Origin of the sequence: Tropicimonas marinistellae (genome assembly GCF_001509585.1) — a bacterium.
Lineage (GTDB): Bacteria > Pseudomonadota > Alphaproteobacteria > Rhodobacterales > Rhodobacteraceae > Tropicimonas > Tropicimonas marinistellae.
This window is the reverse complement of record NZ_LNCI01000003.1, coordinates 196,228-220,152: the sequence shown is the minus strand read 5'-3', so window position 1 is coordinate 220,152 and position 23,925 is coordinate 196,228. Positions and strand designations below refer to the sequence as shown.

Here is a 23,925-nt window from a genome sequence, read left to right as displayed (position 1 = left end):
GGTTTGCCCCCAAATCCATTCTGGGGCCTAGGGGACCTTCGTGACGACCCCGGCAAGGCCGTCGCCTTGCGCAATAGAAGAATGGACGGAAGGGCAGCCTACGTGCATCCGGTGTAATCCGGACGACACTCTCGTTTCGCGGAGCGTCGGCGCCGTGGGGCGCCCGCCCGTCGCGCTCTTCCGGATAGGTAGCCGGGCGGCCGCAGTGTGCGGCCGCCCGGTCTTTCGAAGGACTCAGTCGCGGGCAGCGGTCCAGCCTTGGTACTCGCCGAGGTTATCGGCCGTGATCAGCACCGGCTCGATCAACACCGTGTCCTCGTCCGGAACATTGCCCATGAACAGCTCATACCCCATTTTGAGCGCCATGCCGGCCATGACATAGGGATCCTGAGAGGCGGAGGCCTTCAGGAGCGAGCTCGGATCGGCAAGGGATTCCTCGGTATCGGGCGCGCCGTCCACACCGGTGATGATGATGTCCGTGCGGTTGAACTGCTTGGCCGCGAGTTGCGCGCCGAGCGCCATCGGGTCGTTGGCGCCGAAGACGGCATCGAGATCCTGGAAGCGGGTCAGCAGGCCCTGCATCACTTCGAGCCCGCCATCGCGCGCCGCCTTGCCGTTCTGATCGTCGGAGAGAACGTTAATGCCACCATTGGCCGCGAACACGTCCGAGCAGCCCTTGAAGCGGTCGTTCAGCGACGAGGAGGACGGGCCCTTGATGATCGCGACGTTGCCTTCGCCGTCGAGCGCATCGACGATGAACTGGCAGGCCTTCGTGCCGGCGGCGATGTTGTCGGTCATCACGGTGACGTCGGCGCCGGGGGCGGAAACGTCGAACGCCGCAACCACGATCCCGGCATTCTTGGCGCGCTTCACGGCCGGCGCGATGGCGGTATCGTCGACGGCGTTCAGCATGATGATGTCAACGCCGGCGGCGATGAAGTTGTCGATCTGGTTGACCTGCTTGTTGAGGTCATAGTCGGCCGAAACCGAGGTGATCTCGACATCGGGATTGATCTCGCGGGCACGGTCCTCGATGCCCTTGATCGTGGCCACGAAGAACGGGTTGCCGAGCAGACCGACCGAGATGCCGATGCTCTCGAGCTTCTTGTCCTCGGCCTGCGCACCGGTGGCGATTGCAAGGGCAGCGGCAGTGCCAAACAGGACTTTCGTTAACTTACGCATGGGGATCCTCCGTGTTTTGCGTAGGTTTCTTTCGATGACGGGGCCGGATACCGGCGACCGCATCGTTCAGGTGTTCGAAGTGCCCTTGAGCCGGTAGCGGTCGAGCGCCACGGCGGCGATGATGACAAGGCCCTTGATGATGAACTGCCAGATGTCAGACACGCCGGAGAGGATCAGGCCGTTGGAAAGCACGGCAATGATCAGCGCGCCGATCAGCGTGCCCCAGATCGACCCGACACCGCCTACCAGGCTGGTGCCGCCGAGGATGACCGCGGCGATGGCGTCCAGTTCGTACCCTTGTCCGAGTTGCAGCCCGTTCGCGGCGTAGAGTCGTGCCGCCGACATCACCCCGCCAAGTCCGGCGAGCACCCCGGAGACGGCGTAGACGAAGAGCAGCACCAGCGAGACCTTGATGCCGGTGAGCCGCGCGGCCTCCACATTGCCACCGACGGCGTAGATCCAGGTACCGAGGATCGTGCGCTTGAGTACGAACCAGGACGCGACGACAACCGCCAGCGCGATGATCGCCAGCCAGGGCACGCCCAACAGGCTGCCATTTCCAATGGCCTCGAAGGGCAGGTCCGAATTGAAAACAGTCGTGTCATTTCCGAGCAGCCGCGCGATTCCGCGGACGGCGGTAAGCGACCCCAGCGTCACGATGAAGGGCGGCAATCCCATCCCGGCAACAAAGGCGCCATTTGCCAGGCCGAAGACCAGCCCCGCAAAGAGCCCGGCCAGCACGCCGACGATGCCGCCCAGCGGCCAGAAGGACGCCACCACGGCACACATCGCCGCCGCCGCCAGCGTCGATCCGACCGACAGATCGATACCGCCGGTGAGAATGACGAACGTCATGCCCGCGGCGAGAACGATGTTGATCGACGCCTGCTGCATGACGATCGACAGGTTCGACACGGTGATGAACTTGCCGGTCAGGGCATGGAAGCCGATGGCGAGAAGTACCAGCACCGGCAGCATACCCAGGGCGAAGAAGTAGCTCCTGAAACGCTCCCGCGTGGAAACAGTTTGCGATGCGGTTGCGTCGCTCATGCTGACGCTCCTTCGGTCAGAGGTTGATGTTTGGATCCGCCGACGGTGTCGGCGTGGGTGGCCAGTGCCATGATGGCCTCTTGCGTGATCGGGGCTCCGGGGGCGCGCGCGATGTTGCCGGCGATGACCCCGTCCCGCATCACCAGGACGCGGTCGGCCATGCCGACGATTTCGGGCAGCTCGGAAGAGATCATGACCACCGCCATGCCCTGCTTCGCGAGGCTGTCGATCAGCTTGTAGATTTCCGACTTGGCGCCGACATCGACGCCCCGGGTGGGTTCATCGAGCAATAGCACCTTGGGCTGCAACTCCAGCAGCCGGGCCAGCAGGACCTTCTGCTGGTTGCCGCCCGAGAGCGCGCCCACCTTGAGGCGCGAAGACGGGGTGCGGATATCGAGCGCGCTAATCGCTTTCTGCGCCCGCGCCCGGACAGCGCCCAGGTCACGAACACCGGGGCCGTTGGAATCCTGCTCCATCACGCACATGTCGATGTTGTCGGCGATGGACATCTCAAGGAAGAGGCCGAGGATCTTGCGGTCCTCGGTCAGGTAGACAATGCCATGGTCGAGCGCATCGGAGGGCGATTTCGGTGTGACCTCAGCACCTTCGAGGAAAACCTTGCCCGACTGGGCCGCGTCGGCGCCGTAGATCAGCCGCGCGAGTTCGGTCCGTCCGGAGCCGACAAGACCGGCGATCCCAAGCACCTCGCCCTTGCGGACCTCGAAGCTGCAATCGTGCACGCGCCGGCCGTCGGACATTCCCTCGACACGCAACGCGATATCGTGGTCATCGACCTCAATTGCCTTGTCCTTGGTGTAGAATGTGGAGATGTCGCGACCCACCATCATGCGCAGGAGCGCATCTTCGGTAAGTTCCTCGCGCTCGAGCGACCCGATATAGGTGCCGTCGCGCAGCACCGAGCAACGGTCGGCGAGTTCAAAGATCTCGTTCATCCGATGCGAGATGTAGAGGATCGCGATGCCCTCGCGTTTGAACTGCGCGATCACCTCGAAGAGCTTCGCCACTTCCTGCGCCGAAAGCGAGGTCGTCGGCTCGTCCATGACAATGATGTTCGCGTCGCTGGCCAGGGCGCGCGCGATCTCGACAAGTTGCCGGTCTCCGAGCGACAGCCGCGCAACAATCGTGTCGGGCGAGAAATGCACGCCCAGCCGGTCGAGCACGTCCTGCGAGCGGCGGCGCATCTCGCTCCGGTCCACCCGCCAGCCCTTGCCGATCTCCTCGCCAAGAAACAGGTTTTCGGCAACCGTCAGGTTGGGGGCGAGCGACAGTTCCTGGTAGATCACCGCAACTCCGCGCCGGCGCGCCTCCTGTGGATTGCCATGCGGCAACGGTGTGCCGTTGACGGTCACCTCGCCGCCGGGATCGGGCGTGTAGGCGCCCGAGAGGATCTTCATCAACGTGGATTTCCCGGCTCCGTTCTCGCCCATCAGGCAGTGGACTTCACCGCCATAGGCGCGAAGGTTCACCCCCCGAAGGGCCTTCACGGGTCCGAACGTCTTGTTGATCCCGTTCATCTCCAAAGCCGGAGAGGCGCCGGAACTCGGATCAGGCATGTGGGTCCCTTTTCGTGTCTGCAACAAGGAACGTAACACCCTGGTCTTTCAGCATTTTCGCATGCTTGTCCGACAAGCCATCGTCGGTGATCAGTTTGTCGACCTTGTCAAAGGTCATCGCGACCGTCGGCGGGCGCTCGTCGAATTTGCGGCTGTCGACCAGCACGATGGTTTCGGTCGCAATGGCGCTCATCTCGCGGCTCTGCCGGATCAACAACGGGTTGGATTCGAGAATCCCCTCCTCGCCGACGCCCAATCCCCCCACGAAGAACTGCGCCGCGAAGTCGTTGCGCCGGTTTGCCGAGGGATCGAAGAGGATTCCGGGCTCGCGGTGAAGGTCTCCGCCCCCCACCGTCAGCTGGCAGGTACCATGGTCGGACAGGTAGCACGCAAGCGGCATGGAATGCGTGATGACACGGACATTGCGCTGGGCAATCATCCGCCCGAGGTAGAAGCACGTGGACCCACCATGGATCAGAATGATGCTTCCGTCGCGGACAAGCGTGCCCGCCACCTCCGCGATGGCCTTCTTTTCCTCGACGCAAATGTCGATGTTCTCGACGAAGGGATGCGAAACGGATTTTCGGCCTGCTCCCGGCTTGAGGAGAGAGGCCACGCCACCGTGAACCTTCTTCGCAGCCCCAGCCTTGTCCAGCTTGTCGATGTCCCGACGGATCGTCGCCGGTGACGCACCAGTCTCGCGCTGCAGACTGCGCACGCTGATGAATGACTGCTCCTCGAGAATCCTGAGGATGACTTCTCGGCGACTCATACCGCTCATCTCTCCCCCCAATTATGTTCTTTCGTAATCACCTTCCGGCAAATCTGCAATAAATATTATTATTGGCTTGCCGATTATGACGATCTTTAATCACTTTTCTGGATCCACGCTGTCCCACGCCGCGAGTCCCTTGCGATCGATCTGGATCACAGACCGGATGAATCGCTCAACGCCAACCGCAGGATGGGCAATGCGGCTGCCGAAACTGCGCGTGGCAGGACATCACGCATAGGACCCGGTGGCTCCGCGATGACATGTCTGAGATCCGAGGCACGCGAGAGCATCGCGACCCACGGCGGATTCTTCCTTCAGAGGCACTGCAAAACGGGCGGCGCAACCGGGCACCGTTTTCTGCCCGAGCGGGGGCGCATCCCGCGACTGCGCCTGCCTGTTTCAGACCGGACGCTTCAGGACGCCCCTTGCCGCCATCTCCGCAACTTCGTCCTCACTCATCCCGAGATCCCGTGTCAGGACGTCGGTAGTGTCTGCGCCAAGCAAGCTTGGCGCCGTGCTCGGGGCCGGTCCCTGGCCGTCGAACGTTATCGGCCCGCGCACAAGTTGCATCTCTCCCTGGGTCGGGTGGTGCACCGTTTCGATCAACCCGCGCGACCTCACATGGGGTTGCTCAAGCGAGTCTCCGATGGAAAGGATCGGCGCGCTTGGCACGTCGAACGTCTCCAGCCGGGCGAGCCAATAGGCGGTGCTGTCCTGTCGCATCCGCATGTCTATCACCTCGTGCAGCGCCTCGCGGTTGACGAGCCTGTCCTCGTAAAGCGCAAAGCGCGGGTCCGAGATCAGCGCCTCCTGCCCGAGGCAGCGGGCGAAATTGTGCCAGAACCGTTCGGTCAGACAGGCGACAATCACATGCCCGTCCGCCGTCGAGAAGGACCCGTAGGGCACGATGGACGGATGCTGGGTGCCGACTGGCTGCGGGCTCTGGCCGGTGACGAAATAGATCTGCGAGAGATAGCCCTGCATGGCGATCAGGCTGTCCAGCATAGCGACCTCCACATGCTGCCCCTTGCCGGTGACATTCCTCTCATGCAACGCCGCGAGCAGCCCGAACAGCGAGAAGATGCTGCCAGCCATGTCGCCCAGCGGGATACCCAGCTTGTTCGGCGCCTGTCCGGGCTCGCGGTTGACGCTCATCACACCCGACAGCGCCTGCGCCACGATGTCGAAGGCGGGTTTGTCGGCCAGCGGACTCTCCTGCCCGAACCCGGTGATCGAGCCGTAAATCAGCTTCGGGTTCTCCTCCCGCAGGCGCGCATAGCCAAGGCCGAGGCGCTCCATCACGCCGGGGCGGAAATTCTCCAGCAGGATATCGCTCTGGCGGGCGAGATCGCGGGCGATCTTCTGACCGTCGGGCGTTTTCAGGTCAATCGCGATGCTCTTCTTGTTGCGGTTGAGCGCGATGAAATAGTGGCTCAACTCCCCTTGGAAAGGCGGAAAACTGCGGGTCTCGTCGCCCTTCTCGATGGGCTCGACCTTGATCACCTCGGCGCCCAGATCGGCCAGCACCATGGTCGCGTATGGGCCGGAGAGGATACGGGAAAAATCGAGCACCTTGATGCCGGAGAGCGGGCCCGGGCGCCCCTGCGTGGCTGTGTCGGTCATTCCGTCCCTTTCCGCATCGGCGTGATCTTCATGACGGCGGTCGCGGTGGCGATAGGGGCGTCGCCGCGCGTCACCTCGCCATCGACGAAGAGCAGCGTGCGCGTCGCGTGCCGCAGCCGCGCGCGGCTTTCGAGGAAATCGCCCGCCTTCGCGGCGCCGAGAAAGCGGGTGTCCATCTGCACCGTCACCGTCGGCTGCCGGTCGGCGGCCTGCCAGGCGGTGAGCGCGATGACCTGGTCGAGCAGGCTGGCGATCACCCCGCCATGGATGCTGCCGATGTGGTTGGCATGGCTGTCATTCGTCGCCAGCCCGTAGCGGTCCGCCTCACCCTCCCGGGTCGAGCGCTGTAGCGGGCCTATCTGGTCCATGAACCCCGCGATCTGCAAATTGCGCCACCCCGGCTCGGCGCGTTGTGCTCCCTCCATTCCCTACCTCCCTGTCTCCATCTGCATCTCTTCCAAGTCGTCCCTGATCTTCATCATCGCCCGGGCCAGCGTGGGAATCTCGCTGTCCTTCAACCGTTCGGAGATGCCGATGGCGACCAGCGACCGGGTCATGTTTCCGTTTCGGCCAAAGACCGGCACCGCAACGACCGTCACCCCCGAGATATAGACGCCCTGATCCACCGCGTAGCCGCGCGCGCGGGCCTCCCCGATCTGTTCGAGCCATGTGTCGTAGGCCGGCGGATGGTCCCAGACGAGCTTGTCGAACTCGGACTTGAGCCGCGCATCGTCGGTCACGTTATAGGCCGCGAAGAGGCGCCCGGTGGCGCTGATCAGCGCCGGAAAGCGGCTGCCCAGATCGACCTGCAGCCGGAAGGGGATGTTCGATTGCGACAGCGCCACCACGACCATCTGGCCCGGCTCGGAGAGCTGCGTGGCAATGGAGGTGACGCCGAAATCCTGCGAGAGCTGCGACAGGCGCGGCTGGATCAGCACCGAGAAGGTGTTCTTCTGCAGCGCCGACCGGGCGAGCGGGAGGATGCCGATTCCGATCGAATAGCGCTTGGTCCGCGAATCGAAATCCACCAGCCCCTCGTCTTCGAGCGCGCGCAGGATGTGCAGACAGGTCGAGGGCACCAGCTCCAGTTCCCGCGCCATCGGATTGACCCCGACCGGCTCTGCGCTTCGGGCAAGAAACCTCAGGATTGCAACGGCTCGCGTCACGGCGGGCACCTGTCGCCGGGTTGTCGATCCAGGGTCCTTCTCGGCCATTTTCAACTCCTCGTTTCGCCTGTTTTTATTGCCTATATACAATAAAACTGCGTATTGACAATAAATGACCCACATCCCTACCGTTGTCAACGAGACGGACGTAGCCCGACGGGCGGTCCGGGAACGACTGGGAGGAGATGGCGCGACATGACCCGCCTGACGGATTTCACGTCCTATGCGGACGCACAGAGGCACTACTCGAAAGAGGGCCTTTGGGAGCTGTTCGACGGGACCCGCGAGCGGTTCAACATCGCGCATGAATGCATCGACCGGCATGTGGACGGCGACAGCGTCGCGCTGCGGGTCGCCCATGCCGACGGGGCGGACGAGGTCATCACCTTCGAGGAAATCTCGCGGCGTTCCGCGCAGGTCGCCCATTTTCTGACCGAGCAGGGTATCGGCACGGGGGACAGAGTGGCGGTGATGATAGAGCCGTCTCTGGCCTTCTACTGCGCGATGTTCGGGGTGATCAAATCCGGCGCGGTCGCGGTGCCGATGTTCTCGCTCTTCGGCCCGGACGGCATACGTCTGCGGGTGGATGACTGCGCCCCGAAGGTCTTTTTCACCAATGCCCAGAAGGCGCCAGACGCCATCGAAGGCGGCGCGCAGAATGTCACCATCGTCGACAGCGACTTCCTCGCAAGCCTGGACGATCTTCCGGCAACGTTCGACTGGAGCACGACGGGCCGCGATCTGGCGGTCCTGCAATATACCTCCGGCACAACGCGGCTCCTGCCGGCCGCCGTCAAGCACAGCCACCAATCCATCGTAACGCTCATGGTCGCGGCGCTCTATGGCACCGGCATTCGCCCGGGCGACCGCTTCTTCTGCCCCTCCTCCCCGGCCTGGGGGCATGGTCTCTGGCACGGCACGCTGGCGCCGCTGGCCATGGGCGTTTCAACCGGCACCTTCAGCGGCAAGTTCGACCCCGTCCGCCTGCTGCGTGCGCTGCAGGATTTCCGCATCACCAACCTGACCGCGGCGGCCACGCATTACCGGATGATGCGCAATTCCGGCGAGGCGGAGAATTACACCTATAGCTTCGACAAGCTCTCCTTCACCGGCGAGCCCATCGACACCGAGACCGCTGCTTACGTCGAGCGCGTGTTCGGTACCAAGGTGCGCTCGATGTACGGCACCACCGAGATCGGCGTGATCATCGCCAACTATCCCGGCGCTGCGGATCTGGAAGTGCGCGACGGCGCGATGGGCAAGGCCGTTCCGGGCGTGGAAGTGCAGATCCAGCGCGCCGATGGTACGCTCGCCGACCCCGGAGAGACCGGCGAGTTGATGGTTCTCAAGCGCGGCGAATGGTTCCCGACCAAGGATCTCGGCCGGGTCGATGCGGACGGCTATTTCTACCATGGCGGGCGGGCCGATGACGTGATCATCTCCGCCGGCTGGACCATCGGCGCGGTCGAGGTCGAGGACGCGGTTCTGAGCCACCCTGCCGTGGCCGAATGCGCCGTGATCGGCGCGCCGGACGCGGTGCGCGGGCTGGTGGTGAAGGCCTACATCATCCTCAAGGGCGAAGAGACCCCCGGGCTGGTGGAGGACATCCAGAACCATGTCCGCGCCCGGCTCGCCCGCCACGAATACCCAAGACAGATCGAATTCGTCACCGAGCTGCCCAAGACCCCGGCCGGCAAGGTGAACCGCAAGATCCTGCGCGACCGCGAAGCGGGCAAGCTCGCCGCCGCGCAATAGAGCCAGCCGACACGAGACACATACCGGAGAGACAAAGATGAACGAGATGACGCACAAGAAATTCCCCAAGATCACGCAGGAGGGGCTCGACGATCTGCGCCAGCGGATCGGCGTGAAAGTCGAGAATACCGTCGAGCCGTGGTGCTACGAGGCCACGCGCGACAACATCCGCCACTACGCCCACGGCATCGGCGACGACAACCCGCTCTGGTGCGACCCGGACTACGCCAAGACGACCAAGTACGGCGACGTGATCGCCCTGCCCTCCTTCCTTTTTGCCACCAACCGGATCATCTCCGGCTATGTCGGCGGGCTGCCGGGCGTGCACGCCATGTGGTCGGGCGCCAACTGGAACTGGCACAAGCCGATTGCGCGCAACACCGAGTTCCGCACTGTCGCGCATCTGAAGGACCTGATCGAGCACGACACCCGCTTTGCCGGTCGCGCCGTGCAGCAGATCTACCATGTCGATTTCTACGACGCGCAATCTGGCGAGCTTCTGGCCGATGCCGATAGCTGGTGCTTCCGCACCGACCGCGATCAGGCGCGCGAGAATGGCACCAAGTACACGGAGGCCAAGGCCAAGGGGCGCCGCGTCTGGACCGACGAGGAGCTGAGCGAATTCTACAAGTATTACGAGCAGGAAACGATCCGCGGCGCCGAAACCCTCTATTGGGACGACGTGGCCGAGGGCGAGGAGCTGCCCACCATGGTCAAGGGTCCGATGACCGCCACCGGCTTCATCGCCTATGCCCAGGGCTGGGGCGGTCTCTACATCCGCGCCAACAAGCTCGCCTGGCAGTTGCAGCAGAAACACCCGAGTGCGGGGCCCAAGAACCGCTACGGCATTCCCGACTGCCCCGAGCGGGTGCATTGGGAAGAGGAGTTCGCGCTGGAGGTCGGCGCGCCGGGCGCTTATGACTACGGCCCCGAGCGGACCTCCTGGCTCACCCACCAGATCACCAACTGGATGGGCGATGACGGATTTCTGCGACAGGCCAAATGCCAGGTCCGGCGGCACAATCCCGAGGGCGACATCATCCTGATCCACGGCAGCGTGATCCGGAAATTCGAGGAGGAGGGTCGTTTCCTCGTCGAGATCCAGCAGCGCGCCGAACAGCAGGACGGCGAGTTGTCGGCCATGGGCTCGGCAATCGTCGAGCTGCCCAAGCGCTGAGGAAACGCGCAGTCAACCAGACGGGAGGCAAGGTTGAAGGTCTTTGAAAAGATCCTGACGAAACTCGAGGACATCCTCCATCTCGGAGGGTGCCTCGGCCTCATCGCCGTCGCCGTTCTGATCAACGGCGACATCCTGCTCCGGCTGTTCTTCAACCGGCCGGTGCAGATCCAGTTCGAACTCACGGAACTGTTCCTGATGCCGGCCGTCGCGACGCTGTCGCTGAGCCGTGTGTTTCGCGATGGCGGGCATCTGGCGCTGGACTTCATGCCGGACCGCTGGCCCGGCGGGCTGGGGCGCGTCATCGCGAAGATCCGCCTGCTCTTGCCCGCCGCCTTCTTTGCGGCACTCACGTGGATGTCCGGGAAATTCGCCCTCAAGGCGATCGCTCACGGAGAGATCGAATACGGGGTTATCGACTGGCCGCTCGGGTGGGCCTACGCGCTGATCCCTCTGGGATGCGGCGTGTTGGTCCTGCGGCTGCTTCACGATGCGCTGCGCGAAGGCGCCCTGGAGCAAACCTGACACACATCTTTGGGAGGACGACCAAATGAACACTGCACGTACCATGATTGCAGCACTTGCCGGAACACTGGCCATTGGTGCCGCCGCGGCTCAGGCTGAAACGCTGCGCCTCGGTGATTTCCAGTCAACGAGCCACATCGTTTCCGTGGAGGGGACGTCGAAATGGATGTCGGCCGTGGAGGAGGCCACCGGCGGCGCGATCACTTTCGAACATTTCCCCTCGCAGCAGGCCGCCAAGTCCAAGGCCCAGCTCGACGCGGTGAACAACGGCATTCTCGACGCCGCCCTGCTCGGCGCGTCCTATCACGCCGACGCGCTGCCGCTGAACTCCGTGGTCGGGCTGCCCGGCTTCTATGGCTCCGCCGAGGAAGGGACCAAGGCCTTCCAGGCCATGCTGAAGGACGGTCCGCTGCGCGAGGAGGTGCTGGCCACCGGTGTCACGCCGATCTTCGGCTTCGTCCTGCCGCCCTACCAGGTGCTGGCCAAGGGCCGCCTCGGCAAACCCGCCGACTGGGACGCGCTGGATGTGCGCACCTCCGGCTCCACCCAGGCGATGACGGCGCGCGCGCTCGGTGCGGTGGGCATCTCCATCCCCGGCCCCGAGGTCTACACGGCCGTGGAACGCGGGCGGCTGGACGCGGTGCTCTTCCCGCTCGCCTCCGTGCCCGGCTACAAGCTGAACGAGGTGGTCAGCCATATCTCCACCAACGGCTCCTTCGGCGGCTACAGCTTCATCATGGTGGTCAAGAGCGACCTCTTCGACAGCCTGCCCGAAGACGCCCAGGCGGAAATGCTGCGGCTCGGGGACGAGACCGCCATGCATGTGGCGCAGGCACAGGATGCTTCCGTGTCCGGGCTCATCGAGGAGTGGAAGGCGCAGGGGATCGACACCTATGAGTTCGACGCCGACGAACTGGCGATCCTGACGGATGCCCTGGGCGCGGTCAGTGCCGACTGGGCCGAGCGCATCGGCGGCGATCAGGCGCAAGCCGTGCTCGACAGCTACGCTGCCCTGACGCGCAAGTAATTCCAGCACCACTCACGCCGGAAACGGGACGGGCGGCCGCATTGCCGGCCACCCGTCCCACAAGGAACGCCCCGTCGACATGCTGACTTTCTTCGTCATACTCGCGCTGCTGGCCGTGCTCATGGCCATCCGCATCCCCATCGCCTTCGCCATGGGGATCGCCGGGACAGCCGGGCTCGCCGTTCAGCTCGGCCCCCGCCCCGCGCTGGCCGTGCTCGAACGCACCTTCTTCGACTCCTCGTCCTCCTTCATCCTCGTCGCCATCCCGCTCTTCATCCTGATGGCCGAGTTGCTGACCGTCGGCGGCGTGACGAAGCGGGCGATCGTAGCCTGCCAAAGCTGGATCGGCCATGTGAAGGGCGGGTTGGCGATGGCCACCGTCGCGGCCTCGGTCATCCTCGCGGCACTGGTCGGCAGCTCGACCGCCTCGACCGCCGCCATGGCGGCCTCTGCCTTCCCGGAGATGCGCGCCCACAAATATTCCGACCGGCTGGCCGCCGCCGTCGTTAGCGTCGGCGGCACGCTCGCCGTCGTGGTCCCCCCCTCCATCGTGCTGGTTGTCTACGGCGTGCTGACCGAGACCTCCATCGGCAAGCTCTTCATCGCCGGCATCCTGCCGGGCCTGCTCACCGCGACCGGCCTCGCCGTGGTCATCAAGATCGTCGCCCATACCACCGACCAGGCGCCCAAGGGCGACCCCTTCGTGCTGAAGAAAGCGGTCAAGGACAGCCGGCATGTCGTGCCGATGGTGCTGCTGATGATCGCCGTGATCGGCGCGATCTATGGCGGTATCGCCTCGCCCTCGGAGGCCGCGGCCCTCGGGGTGATGGGCTCGCTGATCATCGTTCTTGCCCAGCGGACGCTGAAATTCGAGCAGTTCAATCGCTCCGTCGGCAGCTCGATCCGCGCCACGGTGATGATCGTCACCATCGTCGCCTGCTCCGCCATCTTCTCCAACTATCTCGCCTTCACCCGCATCACCCACAGCCTGCTGGAATTCGTCGCCGCAACCGAGATGTCGCCCACGCTCATCCTCGGCATCATCATCCTGGCCCTGCTGGTGATGGGCATGTTCATGGACCAGCTCGCCATCCTGTCGCTGGCCATGCCGCTCGCCTTCCCGATGGCGATGGCGCTGGATTACGATCCGGTCTGGTTCGGCATCGTGGTCACGAAGACCGTCGAGATCGGATTGCTGACGCCGCCGCTGGGGCTCAACGTCTATGTCGCCGCCGCCCAGACCCGCGTGCCGCTCCGGACGATCTTCAGCGGCATCCTGCCCTTTCTCGCCATGGAGATCGTGGTTCTGCTGATCCTGCTCTCCTTCCCGCAATTCACCCTGTTCCTGCCGGATCTCATGACCCGCTAGGCCCGCAACCCCACCCTATTTCCGATGCGCGCCGAGACATGCCCTCAGGCCGAGGGCCTCCCCGCGCCTGCCCGAACACCAAGGAAAACTGCCGCATGACCATTCTGGAAAGCAGCATCTCGCCCAACTCGCCAGACTTCGCCGCCAATGCCGAGGCGATGGAGGCGCAATACCGGAAGATCGCCAGCGCGGCGGCGCGCATCCTCCAGGGCGGCTCGGAGGCCTCGCGCCAGCGGCATGTCGCGCGGGGAAAACTCCTGCCGAGGGACCGGATCGCCGGGTTGCTCGACCCCGGCTCGCCCTTCCTCGAAATCGGCCTCTTCGCGGCGAGCGGGCTCTATGGCGACGAGGTTCCGGCGGCGGGGGCCATCGCTGGCATCGGCCGCGTCGAGGGGCGCGACTGCATGATCCTGTGCAACGATGCGACGGTGAAAGGTGGCACCTATTTCCCGCTCACGGTGCGCAAGCACCTGCGCGCGCAGGAGATCGCCGAGCAGAACTACCTGCCCTGCATCTATCTGGTCGATTCCGGCGGGGCGAACCTAAACAATCAGGACGAGGTCTTCCCGGATCGGGACCATTTCGGCCGCATCTTCTTCAACCAGGCGCGGATGAGCGCCGCCGGCATCGCCCAGATCGCGGTGGTGATGGGCTCCTGCACGGCGGGCGGCGCCTATGTGCCGGCGATGAGCGACCAGACGATCATCGTGCGCGAGCAAGGCACGATCTTCCTCGCCGGCCCGCCGCTGGTAAAGGTCGCGACCGGCGAGGTGATCGACGCCGAAACACTCGGCGGCGGCGACACGCATACGCGCCTCTCGGGCGTGGCCGATTACCTCGCCGATGATGACCGCCACGCGCTCGCGCTCGCCCGCGAGATCGTCAGCCACCTTGGCCCTGCGCCGCGCCCGACGGTGGATTTCAAAGCGCCGCAGCCGCCGCGCTACCCGGTCGAGGATGTGATGGGCGTCGTGCCCGCCAATGACAAGACGCCCTATGACGCGCGCGAGCTGATCGCGCGGCTGGTGGACGGCTCCGATTTCGCCGAGTTCAAGCCGCGCTACGGCACCACGCTGGTGACGGGCTTTGCCCATATCGACGGGGTGCCGGTCGGCATCATCGCCAACAACGGCGTGCTTTTCTCCGAAAGCTCAACCAAGGGCGCGCATTTCATCGAGCTCTGCTGCCAGCGCAAGATCCCGCTCCTCTTCCTGCAGAATATCACCGGCTTCATGGTCGGCTCGAAATACGAGGCGGGCGGGATCGCCAAGGACGGTGCGAAGCTCGTCACCGCCGTCTCGACCGCCTCGGTCCCAAAGGTCACGGTGGTTGTCGGCGGTTCCTATGGCGCGGGCAATTACGGCATGTGCGGGCGCGCCTTCGGGCCGCGCTTCCTCTGGATGTGGCCAAATGCGCGGATCGCGGTGATGGGCGGCGCGCAGGCCTCCGGCGTGCTGGCCGATGTCCGGCGTGCGGCCATCGAAGCCAAAGGCGGGGAATGGTCGGCCGAGGAGGAAGCCGCCTTCAAACAGCCGACGCTCGACATGTTCGAAGAGCAATCCCAGCCGCTCTACGCCTCCGCCCGGCTCTGGGATGACGGCATCATCGACCCGCGCAAGACCCGCGACGTGGTCGCCCTCTCGCTGCGCGCGGCGCTCAACGCGCCCGTCGAAGACACGAAATTCGGCCTGTTCAGGATGTGACGATGCAAAAGCCCTTCTCCAAGATTCTGATCGCCAACCGCGGCGAGATCGCCTGCCGGGTGATGCATACCGCCGACCGCATGGGCATCCGCACCGTGGCCGTCTATTCCGATGCCGATGCGGGCGCGCTCCATGTGGAGACGGCGGATGAAGCGGTGCATATCGGCCCCTCGCCCGCTGCCGAGAGCTACCTCGTCGGGCAGAAGATCATCGAGGCCGCGCTTGCAACGGGCGCCGAGGCGATCCATCCGGGCTATGGATTCCTGTCGGAAAACCCCGATTTCGTGGAGGCGGTCGAGGCGGCGGGGCTGGTCTTTGTCGGCCCCTCGGCGGCCGCGATCCGTGCCATGGGGCTCAAGGACGCCGCCAAGGATCTGATGACGAGCGCGGGTGTGCCCGTCGTGCCCGGCTATCAGGGCGAGGAGCAGGAGGCTGGTTTTCTCGCGAAAGAGGCCGAGCGCATCGGCTATCCAGTACTGATCAAGGCGCGCGCCGGGGGCGGCGGCAAAGGCATGCGCAAGGTCGAAGAGTCCGCCGACTTCCCCGCCGCGCTGGCCTCCGCGCAGCGCGAGGGCCAGGCGGCCTTTAGCGACCCGCATGTCCTCATCGAGAAGTTTATCACCTCGCCGCGCCACATCGAGGTGCAGGTCTTCGGCGACAGCCACGGGAATGCCGTCCATCTCTTCGAACGGGATTGCTCGCTGCAACGCCGCCACCAGAAGGTCATCGAGGAGGCCCCCGCGCCCGGCATGACCGACGACCTGCGGCAGGCGATGACCGACGCCGCCCTCAGCGCCGCCCGCGCCATCGACTATTGCGGCGCCGGCACCATCGAGTTCATCGTCGACGGCTCCGGCCCGCTCCGCCCGGACGGGTTCTGGTTCATGGAGATGAACACAAGGCTTCAAGTCGAACATCCCGTCACCGAGGCGATCACCGGTGTGGATCTGGTCGAGTGGCAATTGCGCGTCGCGGCGGGCGAGGCGCTGCCGCTGGCGCAGGAGGATCTGTGCATCGACGGCCACGCATTCGAGGCGCGGCTCTATGCGGAGGACCCCGCCAAGGGCTTCCTGCCCGCGACCGGCAAATTGGGGCACCTATCCTTCTCCGAGGGCGCGCGCAACGACACCGGCGTGCGGAGCGGCGACGAGATCAGCCCCTTCTACGACCCGATGATTGCCAAGGTCATCACCCATGGCCCAAACCGGGAGGCCGCGCGCTCCCTGCTGGTCGCGGCCCTGCACGAAACCCATGTCGCCGGCACCGCGACCAATGCGGAATTCCTTTCGGCGCTCGCACAGCATGACGGCTTTGTCGCCGGCGATTTCGACACCGGCCTGATCGAACGCGATCTGGACGCGCTGATCGCCGCGCCCGTGCTCAGCGAGCTGCATATCGCACTGGCCGCCCTCGTGGCGCTTGGCATCGACCCGGCCGCACCGCGTACCGGCTGGCGGCTCTGGGGCGCGGCCGCGCATGAGATCCGCCTGGCCCATGCGGGCGAGGTTAACACCCGCAGCCTGTCGCTCGCGCCGGACGGGTCGGTCGCGTTGCAAGACAGCGGCGAGACCCGGCTGACGCTGTCGCAAATCCGGCTCGACGGCCCACACATCTCCGCCCGGCTGGGCGGCAGCGGCGCCCGCGTCGACGGTGTGGTGCGGGACATCCCAATGCCGACAAACCGGCTTGTCTCGATTCTGGCCGGGAATGTGGTGCGCGACTTCGACATCCCGGATCCCCGCTCCGGAAACGCACGCGCCGCCGATCACGGCGACGCCGTCGTCGCGCCGATGACCGGCACGATCGTTCATCTGGACGTGAATACGGGGGATCTGGTCGAGGCTGGCACGCGGCTGGGTGTCATGGAGGCAATGAAGATGGAGACCGCGCTCATCGCACCGCGCGCGGGAGTCGTCGCCGATGTGCTCTGCGCGGTCGGCGCCGCCGTGGAAGGCGGTGCGGTTCTGGTCACTTTCGAAGAGGAGGCGGCGGCATGAGCGAACATGTCCGCATCTACGAGGTCGGCCCGCGCGACGGGTTGCAGAACGAGACATCCTTCGTGGCGACGGACATGAAAATCGCCCTGATCGACCGGCTGTCCGATGCCGGGTTCGAGCGGATCGAGGCCACCAGCTTCGTCTCGCCGCGTTGGGTGCCGCAACTGGCCGATGCGGCCGAGGTCATGGCCGGGATCACCCGCCGGGAGGGGACGACATACGGCGTTCTGACGCCGAATATAAAAGGGCTCGAGGCCGCACTGGACGCGGGCGCCGATGAGGTCGCGGTGTTTGCAGCGGCCTCGGAGAGCTTCAGCCGGAAGAATATCAACTGCTCCATCGAAGAGAGCCTGCGGCGCTTCGCTCCGGTCCTCGAAGCCGCGCAGGAGGCCGGGTTGCCGGTGCGCGGCTATGTCTCCTGCGTGGTCGAATGCCCCTATGAGGGCGCCATTGCCCCCGAAGCGGTGCGCGACGTGGCGCATCGGCTGCTGGAGATGGGCTGCGACGAGATCTCGCTTGGCGACACGATCGGGCGGGCCACACCCGACGCGACCCTGCACATGCTCGAAACCGTCCTGGAGTTCGTCCCGGCTGAAAAGCTTGCCGGGCATTTCCACGACACCGGCGGGCAGGCGTTGGAAAACGTTGCGGTGGCGCTCGATATGGGGTTGCGCGTCTTTGACAGCGCGGTTGGCGGCCTCGGCGGATGCCCCTACGCCCCCGGCGCGAAGGGGAATCTCTCAACCGCCGCGCTCGTCGAGTTGCTCGAAAACTCGGGTTTCCACACCGGAATCGACCACACGGCGCTGGCCGCCGCGGAGACCTTGCTTGCCGGTCTCGCCTCCGGCCACCCGCAAGCCGAGGGAGTGACGGCATGAGCTATGAGACCATCCGATACGAGCTTGAGAGCCGCGGCGTGGCGCGGGTCACGCTCAACCGGCCGGCAAAACACAATGCGATGAATGCCGCGATGATTGCCGAGCTGGCCGACGCGGCCCGCACGCTGGAGCAGGACAAGGCGGTTCGCGCGGTCGTCCTGTCCGCCGAGGGGCCGACCTTCTGCGCCGGTGGCGATCTCGGCTGGATGCGGGCGCAGGCCGACAAGGACCGCGCCGGCAAGATGGCCGAGGCGCGGGCACTCTCGGGCATGCTCGGGCTCTGGAACGCGCTCTCCAAGCCAGTGATCGGGCGGGTGCATGGCGCGGCCTACGGCGGTGGGCTCGGGCTCGTGGCCATTTGCGATACCGTCGTGGCCGAAGCGACCTGCCGCTTCGCCCTCACCGAAACCCGGCTTGGCCTGATCCCGGCAACAATCGGTCCATTCGTCATCGGGAAAATGGGCGAAGCCTTTGCCCGTCAGGTCTTTTTCAATGCAAGGCCCTTCGACGCCGCATTTCTGATGCGCTGCGGGTTGGTGGCGCATGCCTGCGCCGCGCCGGATATGGACGCACGGGTCGAGGCGGAGATCGGCCACGTGCTGGACTGTGCTCCGGGGGCGGTCACCGCCGCGAAGGCGCTTTGCCGGGCGCTCGCCGGGGCGGACATGGAAAGCCGCTCGGAGATGACGGCCAATGCCCTCGCCGATTGCTGGGAGACCCCCGAAACGCAGGAAGGTATCGCGGCATTCTTCGCACGGGAAACACCGAGCTGGCGGCAAACGGGATAGCGCCTGCCCGTAGCCGGGCAACATCGGATCTTGCAACCCGCGCGCAAGTGATGGACTCGTTTCTCCGGTTGCCCTCCACGGACGTTTGAGTCGCCACGCTTTCGCGTCTCCCGGATGAACGTTCGCGGGTGCGGCCTTCGCCTCCTGTCGCTCCTGCACGGCGGGACGACCGCTTTGGTGCGATGACCCGGAGAGCCAGCATGCCGCCAAGCCACTGGAACGAACGCGCCGCCGTTGCCTTGCTTGTTCTCGTCACGGTCTTCGTGACACTGGACCAATGGGCGATTCTGGACATGCCGCGACCGGTGCTCTGGGTCACGGCGGCCGCGATCCTGCTGCTGGCAATGCGCGTCCGGTTCTCCCGCAAGGTCTTCGTGCTCGCAGCGCTCGCCCTGACCGGCTTCCTGGTGGCCTACGTCCCCGACTGGCAGGACGTCGTCGCGGACGGGTTGCGCACGGCCTCGTTCATCGCCGCGTTCTTCATGGCGTTGGCAACGCTCCGAAACGTCTCGGAAACCTCTCCGGCCATCGCCGAGGGCGGCACATTCCTCGCCGCTCAGCCGCCTGGCCGGAGATATGCGGCGCTGACGCTCGGTGGGCATCTCTTCGCGCTTCTTCTCAACTACGGCGCCATATCCCTGCTGGGCGGGCTGGCCACCGCGAGCGCGCGGGCAGAGCCAAACCCCGAGATCCGCAGGCACCGAACGCGCCGCATGCTGCTCGCCATCCAGCGCGGCTTCGTCTCCTCGCTCACCTGGTCGCCGCTCGCCTTCTCCATGGCGATCACCAATGCGCTGGTCCCCGGTGCCAGATGGGCGGATGTCGTCGGGCCGGGGCTCGTCTCCACTGCGATCATCGCGGGAACCGGCTGGGCGCTCGACACGGCGTTCAAGCCGCGCCTGTCGGCGCCCGTGCCGCCGCGCGGCCCGGTCGACGGCTCCTGGTACGTGCTGGCGCCGCTCGTCGCCCTGCTCGTCGGCATGGGGCTGACGGTGGCCCTTCTGCACGAGTTGAGCGGCGTTGCAGTCGTCGGTATCGTCATGTTGATCGTGCCGATACTCGCATTGCTCTGGGCTTTGTACCAGCACTCCGGCGGAGCGGTGACGTTTTCCTTCCGCGACCGCCTGCGCGGCTTCTTCGGCCACGATCTGCCGGCCTACCGGGGCGAACTCACCTTGCTGACGATGGCCGGATACATCGGAACGGTGGGCGCACCGCTGCTGCTTCCGCTGGTGCCGCGGATGGGGTTGGACACCGCCACGCTGCCGGCTTGGTTGATCCTGGCGTCGTTTGTCTGGCTGATCCCCCTTCTCGGCCAATTCGGGATGAACCCGATCCTGGCAGTTACGCTGATTGCACCGCTGATCCCCGGCGCGGAGCAACTGGGCATGGCACCCTCCGCGATTGTCATGTCCATCGCGGCAGGCTGGGCGCTGAGCGGCGCCTGTTCGCCCTATACCGCGACGACACTGCTGATCGGTTCTCTCGGTAACGTCAGCGCGTTCCACGTGGGAATGCGCTGGAACGGCGGCTTCGTCCTTGCCGCCGGAACGCTCCTCACACTGTGGGTTCTGATCTATGGCTTCGGCTTGCGCTGGTTCTGATCGGCGTTGCAAGGCTTGCGGCGCGAACGCGAAGCCAACCCGGCACCCGCCGGATGTCGGCGTTGCCGATGGCGATCCGGTTCGACAAGGCCGCCACGGAAAGGACCGTCACGCGCAACTGTGACCTCTGTGGCGAAACAGCGGCATCGGCACTCCAAACGGAAGCGATCCGATGCGCAGCATCGGATCGCTCAGGCAGTGGAGAACGCACAGCGGCTGCGCCACGACATGCCCCCGCCCCTTGCCCGGCCGGACCCCGGCCGGGCGCGAGAGTCAGACGTGGTCGTCGGTGGGCAACGAGCCGAGGCTATGGCCCGCCATGCCGCCCGAAACTTCCTCGGTGGCTTCGTTCGAAAGCTCTTCCGGCAGAACGAGATTGAGAACGATGGCAATCAGCGCGGCCGGCAGGATGCCAGAGGTCGCCAGCACCTTCAGCGTGCCCGGCAGGTATTGCAGCGCGCCCGGCTCCAGTTGCAAGCCAAGCCCCAGCGACAACGCAATCGCGAAGATCACCATGTTGCGGCGGTTCCAGTTCACGTCCGAAAGCATCGAGATACCGGCCGCGACCACCATGCCGAACATCACGATCACGCCGCCGCCGAGCACTTCGATGGGGATCGAGGAGATGATCGCGCCGATCTTGGGCACCAGCCCGCAGACGATCAGGAAGATCGCCCCAATGGTCACGACATGGCGGCTCATCACGCCGGTCATTGCGATCAGGCCGACGTTCTGGCTGAAGGAGGTGTTTGGCAGCGCACCGAACAGGCCCGAGATCGCGGTGCCGAAGCCATCGGCGAAAGTCGCGCCCTGAATCTCCTTGTCGGTCGCCTCGCGCCCGGCGCCGCCCTTGGTGATCCCCGACACGTCGCCAACGGTTTCAACCGCCGAAACGAACGCCATGAGGCAGAAGCCGACAATGGCCGCGACCGAGAACTCCAGCCCGAAGTGCAGCGGGTTCGGCAGGGCAAAGCTTGCCGCGCGACCCACGTTGCCAAGGTTGACCTGCCCGAACAGGAACGCGACCACGTAACCGGCGAGCAGGCCGATCAGCACGGCGGAGACGGAGAGCATGCCGCGGGCAAAGAACTTGAGCACCAGCGTCACGATGATCACCACGCCCGCCATGGTCCAGTTCAGGGCCGAACCGTATTCCTCGGTCCCGATGGCCGGAACCCCGCCGGCCGCATACTGGATGCCGACCTTGACGAGGGCCAGCCCGATCATCGTAACGACAAGGCCGGTCACAAGGGGGGGCAAGGCAAAGCGGATCTTGCCGATGAAGAGCGCCAGGAAGGCGTGGAACAGCCCCCCGACGAGCACCCCGCCCATGAGGACGGCAATCGCGTCAACACCCTTGCCCGCAACCAGCGGAATCATGATCGGGATGAAGGCGAAGCTCGTGCCCTGCACGATCGGCAGGCGCGCGCCCACCGGCCCGACGCCGATGGTCTGGAACAACGTGGCGATGCCGGCGAAGAACATCGACATCTGGATCATGTAGATCATCTGCGGGAAATCAGGGCTGTCCGAGCCGAAACCGAACCCGGCCGCGCCGCATACGATGATCGCCGGCGTGACGTTTGAGACGAACATCGCCAGCACGTGCTGGATCCCAAGCGGGATCGCCTTCGCGATGGGCGGCGTGTAGTTCGGGTCCCGGAGTTGTTCCGGTGTCCCGATGGATGCATCAACCATGGTTGTGTCCTCCCCTTTTGATGCCTTTGCCCGTGCCGGCGCCTTCGCCAGCCCGGGTTATTCCGATACCTCGATGTCCCTGTCGAACCAGTGCTCCTCCAGGTTGGCTCCGTCGCCAATCCGGTCGACCACGGCGAAAAGCCCGGGCGCGCCCAGCGGTGTCAGCACCCCATGCCACACGCCCCGGCGGTAGTTCACGCCCTGTCCGGGCCGCGTCAGAAAAGCGACCGGCTGACCCGGCTTGCCGCCATCGTCGGGTGCGACCACGACGAGAAAACCGTTCTGACTCATCGGCAGAAAGGCCTGGCTGCCGTCGGGGTGGCGCTCCACCATCTCCAGTTTCAACGGCAATGCACGCGGCTGCGCCTCGAACAGGCTGATACCGGCCCGACCATCGGAGAAGTCGAGGTCCGCGCGGTCATGATACCGCCCGCACATCCCCTGGTTGATGAGCTTGTCCGGGTCGCCTGCGGCTTCGAGCACGTCACCGAACGGGGCGAAGGCCTCTGCCGTTAGCGGCTGAATCCGGATACTGGCCGTCATGCGCCAAGCTTCTCCTGAAGGCGCAGTTCGGCGATCCGCTCAACCTGCCGGCAGGCCTCCGAGAACTCCGTTTCACGGTCATGTTCGACCCGGCGCTGGAACGCCTCCATGATCGACGCCTTTGTGTTGTCGCGGACGGCAATGATGAAGGGGAAGCCGAATTTCTCGGTGTAGGCCGCGTTCAGCCGCGTGAAGGCGTCCCGTTCCTCATCCGTCAGCGCATCCAGCCCGACGGAGGCCTGTTCCGCTGTCGACTCCGCCGTCAGCCGCTGTGCCTGCGCCAGTTTCCCGGCCAGATCGGGGTGGGCAGTCAGCACGCCAAGGCGTTTCTCGCTCGACGCCGCGCGGAATACCCGCGCCAGCGCATTATGCACGCCCTGCGCCGTGTCATGCGTCGGCCCCAGCTCCAGCCCGAATGCGCCCTCGGCAATCCAGGGGCTGTGTTCGAATATCCCGCCGAACGCCTCGACGAATGTATCCCTGTCCATGTCCGACGGTCGGAGGCGCGTCATCGGCGGATGCTCCCTTGCCCAGTGATCGGCGATCTGTTCGCGCGTCGCGAACCAGACACCGTCGTGTTTCATGAAATGCTCCAGCGCGCGTTTCAGCGCCGCGGCCCGGCCCGGACGCCCGACCAAGCGGCAATGCAGGCCGATGGACATCATCTTCGGCGCACCTGCCTGACCCTCGGCATAGAGCATGTCGAAGCTGTCCTTGAGATAGCTCTCGAACTGCGCGCCATTGGTGAACCCGGCCTGAATCGCGAAACGCATGTCGTTGCAATCCATCGTGTAGGGCACGATCAGCTGGTCCTTGCCTCCGGCCTTCACCCAATATGGCAGGTCGTCTGCATAACTGTCCGCTATATAGGCGAAATCGCCCTCCTCGGCCGCCAGGTCGATCGTGTTCATGGAGCAGCGCCCGGTATACCAACCACGCGGCGGAGCGCCGACCACGTCGGTATGCAACCGGATCGCTTCGCGGATCTGCGCGCGCTCCTCCTCCGGCGCCATGTCCTTGTGCTCGACCCACTTCAAACCGTGGCTGGCGATCTCCCAGCCCGCGCCCTTCATCGCGGCAACCTGCTCCGGCGCGCGGGCCAGCGCGGTCGCGACGCCGTAGACGGTTACGGGGATGTCCTTGAGCAACCGGTGAACCCGCCAGAATCCGGCCCGAGCGCCATATTCGTAGATGGATTCCATGTTCCAGTGGCGTTGCCCCGGCCAGGGCTGGGCACCGGTGATCTCCGACAGGAACGCCTCGGACGCGGCATCCCCATGCAGAACGTTGTTCTCACCGCCCTCTTCGTAGTTCAGCACGATCTGTACGGCGATCTTCGCGCCACCGGGCCAATTGGCCTTCGGGATGGACGCGCCATAGCCGGTCATGTCTCGAAAATAGCGTGTCACCGTCAGTACCTCTGGTTTTCACATTGGATAAACCAGAAAATCGAGTTCGTTTTTCAAAAAATGCAGAAAGGAGCCTTCGGCG

20 protein-coding genes are annotated in these 23,925 nt (G+C 65.1%); 10 read left to right on the top strand and 10 right to left on the bottom strand.

Going from position 1 to position 23,925, the window contains the following annotated elements; translation table 11 throughout:
• Positions 1-234: 234 nt before the first annotated feature.
• The 7 genes from ARC39_RS07270 to ARC39_RS07240 form a co-directional block, all read right to left on the bottom strand.
• Entirely contained in the window at positions 235-1,182 is a 948-nt protein-coding gene (locus ARC39_RS07270; RefSeq protein ID WP_068112290.1) for an ABC transporter substrate-binding protein, read from the bottom strand.
• A gap of 66 nt (positions 1,183-1,248) precedes the next feature.
• Complete coding sequence (locus ARC39_RS07265; protein ID WP_068112287.1) at positions 1,249-2,232, bottom strand: ABC transporter permease subunit; 984 nt, start codon at positions 2,230-2,232, stop codon at positions 1,249-1,251.
• Positions 2,229-3,806: a sugar ABC transporter ATP-binding protein gene (locus ARC39_RS07260; RefSeq protein ID WP_068112284.1), complete on the bottom strand. Its 1,578-nt coding sequence runs from the start codon at positions 3,804-3,806 to the stop codon at positions 2,229-2,231. The genes ARC39_RS07265 and ARC39_RS07260 overlap by 4 nt, the downstream gene beginning before the upstream one ends.
• Positions 3,799-4,578 (bottom strand): DeoR/GlpR family DNA-binding transcription regulator, encoded by a 780-nt coding sequence (locus tag ARC39_RS07255; RefSeq protein WP_201455725.1) that lies wholly within the window; start codon positions 4,576-4,578, stop codon positions 3,799-3,801. The genes ARC39_RS07260 and ARC39_RS07255 overlap by 8 nt, the downstream gene beginning before the upstream one ends.
• A gap of 402 nt (positions 4,579-4,980) precedes the next feature.
• Complete coding sequence (locus ARC39_RS07250; RefSeq protein ID WP_068112278.1) at positions 4,981-6,204, bottom strand: CaiB/BaiF CoA transferase family protein; 1,224 nt, start codon at positions 6,202-6,204, stop codon at positions 4,981-4,983.
• Positions 6,201-6,629 carry a PaaI family thioesterase gene (locus ARC39_RS07245; RefSeq protein WP_068112276.1) on the bottom strand — a complete coding sequence of 143 codons (429 nt, stop codon included), beginning with the start codon at positions 6,627-6,629 and terminating at the stop codon, positions 6,201-6,203. Before ARC39_RS07245 ends, ARC39_RS07250 begins: the two co-directional genes overlap by 4 nt.
• 3 nt (positions 6,630-6,632) lie before the next feature.
• On the bottom strand, positions 6,633-7,418 hold the full coding sequence (locus tag ARC39_RS07240; RefSeq protein WP_068112273.1) for an IclR family transcriptional regulator: 786 nt from the start codon (positions 7,416-7,418) through the stop codon (positions 6,633-6,635).
• Between the two features lie 147 nt (positions 7,419-7,565).
• Here ARC39_RS07240 and ARC39_RS07235 point away from each other — a divergent pair, with 147 nt between their 5' ends.
• From ARC39_RS07235 to ARC39_RS07190, 10 genes are all read left to right on the top strand, one after another.
• The gene (locus tag ARC39_RS07235; protein WP_068112270.1) at positions 7,566-9,125 is read left to right on the top strand and encodes an acetate--CoA ligase; all 1,560 of its coding nucleotides are present in this window, start codon (positions 7,566-7,568) and stop codon (positions 9,123-9,125) included.
• A 37-nt stretch (positions 9,126-9,162) separates the two neighbouring features.
• On the top strand, positions 9,163-10,302 hold the full coding sequence (locus tag ARC39_RS07230; RefSeq protein ID WP_068112267.1) for an FAS1-like dehydratase domain-containing protein: 1,140 nt from the start codon (positions 9,163-9,165) through the stop codon (positions 10,300-10,302).
• Between the two features lie 33 nt (positions 10,303-10,335).
• Positions 10,336-10,827, top strand: a complete 492-nt coding sequence (locus ARC39_RS07225; RefSeq protein WP_068112264.1) for a TRAP transporter small permease — start codon at positions 10,336-10,338, stop codon at positions 10,825-10,827.
• Positions 10,828-10,852: 25 nt separating this feature from the next.
• The gene (locus tag ARC39_RS07220) at positions 10,853-11,854 is read left to right on the top strand and encodes a TRAP transporter substrate-binding protein (protein ID WP_068112261.1); all 1,002 of its coding nucleotides are present in this window, start codon (positions 10,853-10,855) and stop codon (positions 11,852-11,854) included.
• Between the two features lie 79 nt (positions 11,855-11,933).
• Positions 11,934-13,223 (top strand): TRAP transporter large permease, encoded by a 1,290-nt coding sequence (locus ARC39_RS07215; protein WP_068112258.1) that lies wholly within the window; start codon positions 11,934-11,936, stop codon positions 13,221-13,223.
• A 95-nt stretch (positions 13,224-13,318) separates the two neighbouring features.
• Positions 13,319-14,926: a carboxyl transferase domain-containing protein gene (locus ARC39_RS07210; protein ID WP_068112255.1), complete on the top strand. Its 1,608-nt coding sequence runs from the start codon at positions 13,319-13,321 to the stop codon at positions 14,924-14,926.
• 2 nt (positions 14,927-14,928) lie between these two features.
• Positions 14,929-16,923 (top strand): acetyl/propionyl/methylcrotonyl-CoA carboxylase subunit alpha, encoded by a 1,995-nt coding sequence (locus tag ARC39_RS07205; RefSeq protein ID WP_068112254.1) that lies wholly within the window; start codon positions 14,929-14,931, stop codon positions 16,921-16,923.
• Positions 16,920-17,801, top strand: a complete 882-nt coding sequence (locus ARC39_RS07200; RefSeq protein WP_068112251.1) for a hydroxymethylglutaryl-CoA lyase — start codon at positions 16,920-16,922, stop codon at positions 17,799-17,801. Before ARC39_RS07205 ends, ARC39_RS07200 begins: the two co-directional genes overlap by 4 nt.
• Positions 17,798-18,589, top strand: coding sequence for a crotonase/enoyl-CoA hydratase family protein (locus ARC39_RS07195; RefSeq protein ID WP_068112248.1), 792 nt, complete (start codon positions 17,798-17,800; stop codon positions 18,587-18,589). The genes ARC39_RS07200 and ARC39_RS07195 overlap by 4 nt, the downstream gene beginning before the upstream one ends.
• A 200-nt stretch (positions 18,590-18,789) precedes the next feature.
• Positions 18,790-20,193: a hypothetical protein gene (locus ARC39_RS07190; protein WP_068112244.1), complete on the top strand. Its 1,404-nt coding sequence runs from the start codon at positions 18,790-18,792 to the stop codon at positions 20,191-20,193.
• Positions 20,194-20,466: 273 nt separating this feature from the next.
• On the opposite strand, the gene ARC39_RS07185 is transcribed toward ARC39_RS07190, so the two are convergent.
• The 3 genes from ARC39_RS07185 to puuE are packed head-to-tail and all read right to left on the bottom strand — an operon-like array spanning position 20,467 to position 23,843.
• On the bottom strand, positions 20,467-21,891 hold the full coding sequence (locus tag ARC39_RS07185; protein ID WP_068112243.1) for a uracil-xanthine permease family protein: 1,425 nt from the start codon (positions 21,889-21,891) through the stop codon (positions 20,467-20,469).
• Positions 21,892-21,948: 57 nt separating this feature from the next.
• Positions 21,949-22,434 (bottom strand): ureidoglycolate lyase, encoded by a 486-nt coding sequence (locus ARC39_RS07180; protein ID WP_068112240.1) that lies wholly within the window; start codon positions 22,432-22,434, stop codon positions 21,949-21,951.
• Entirely contained in the window at positions 22,431-23,843 is a 1,413-nt protein-coding gene (gene puuE / locus ARC39_RS07175) for an allantoinase PuuE (protein ID WP_068112237.1), read from the bottom strand. Before puuE ends, ARC39_RS07180 begins: the two co-directional genes overlap by 4 nt.
• Positions 23,844-23,925: the final 82 nt, after the last annotated feature.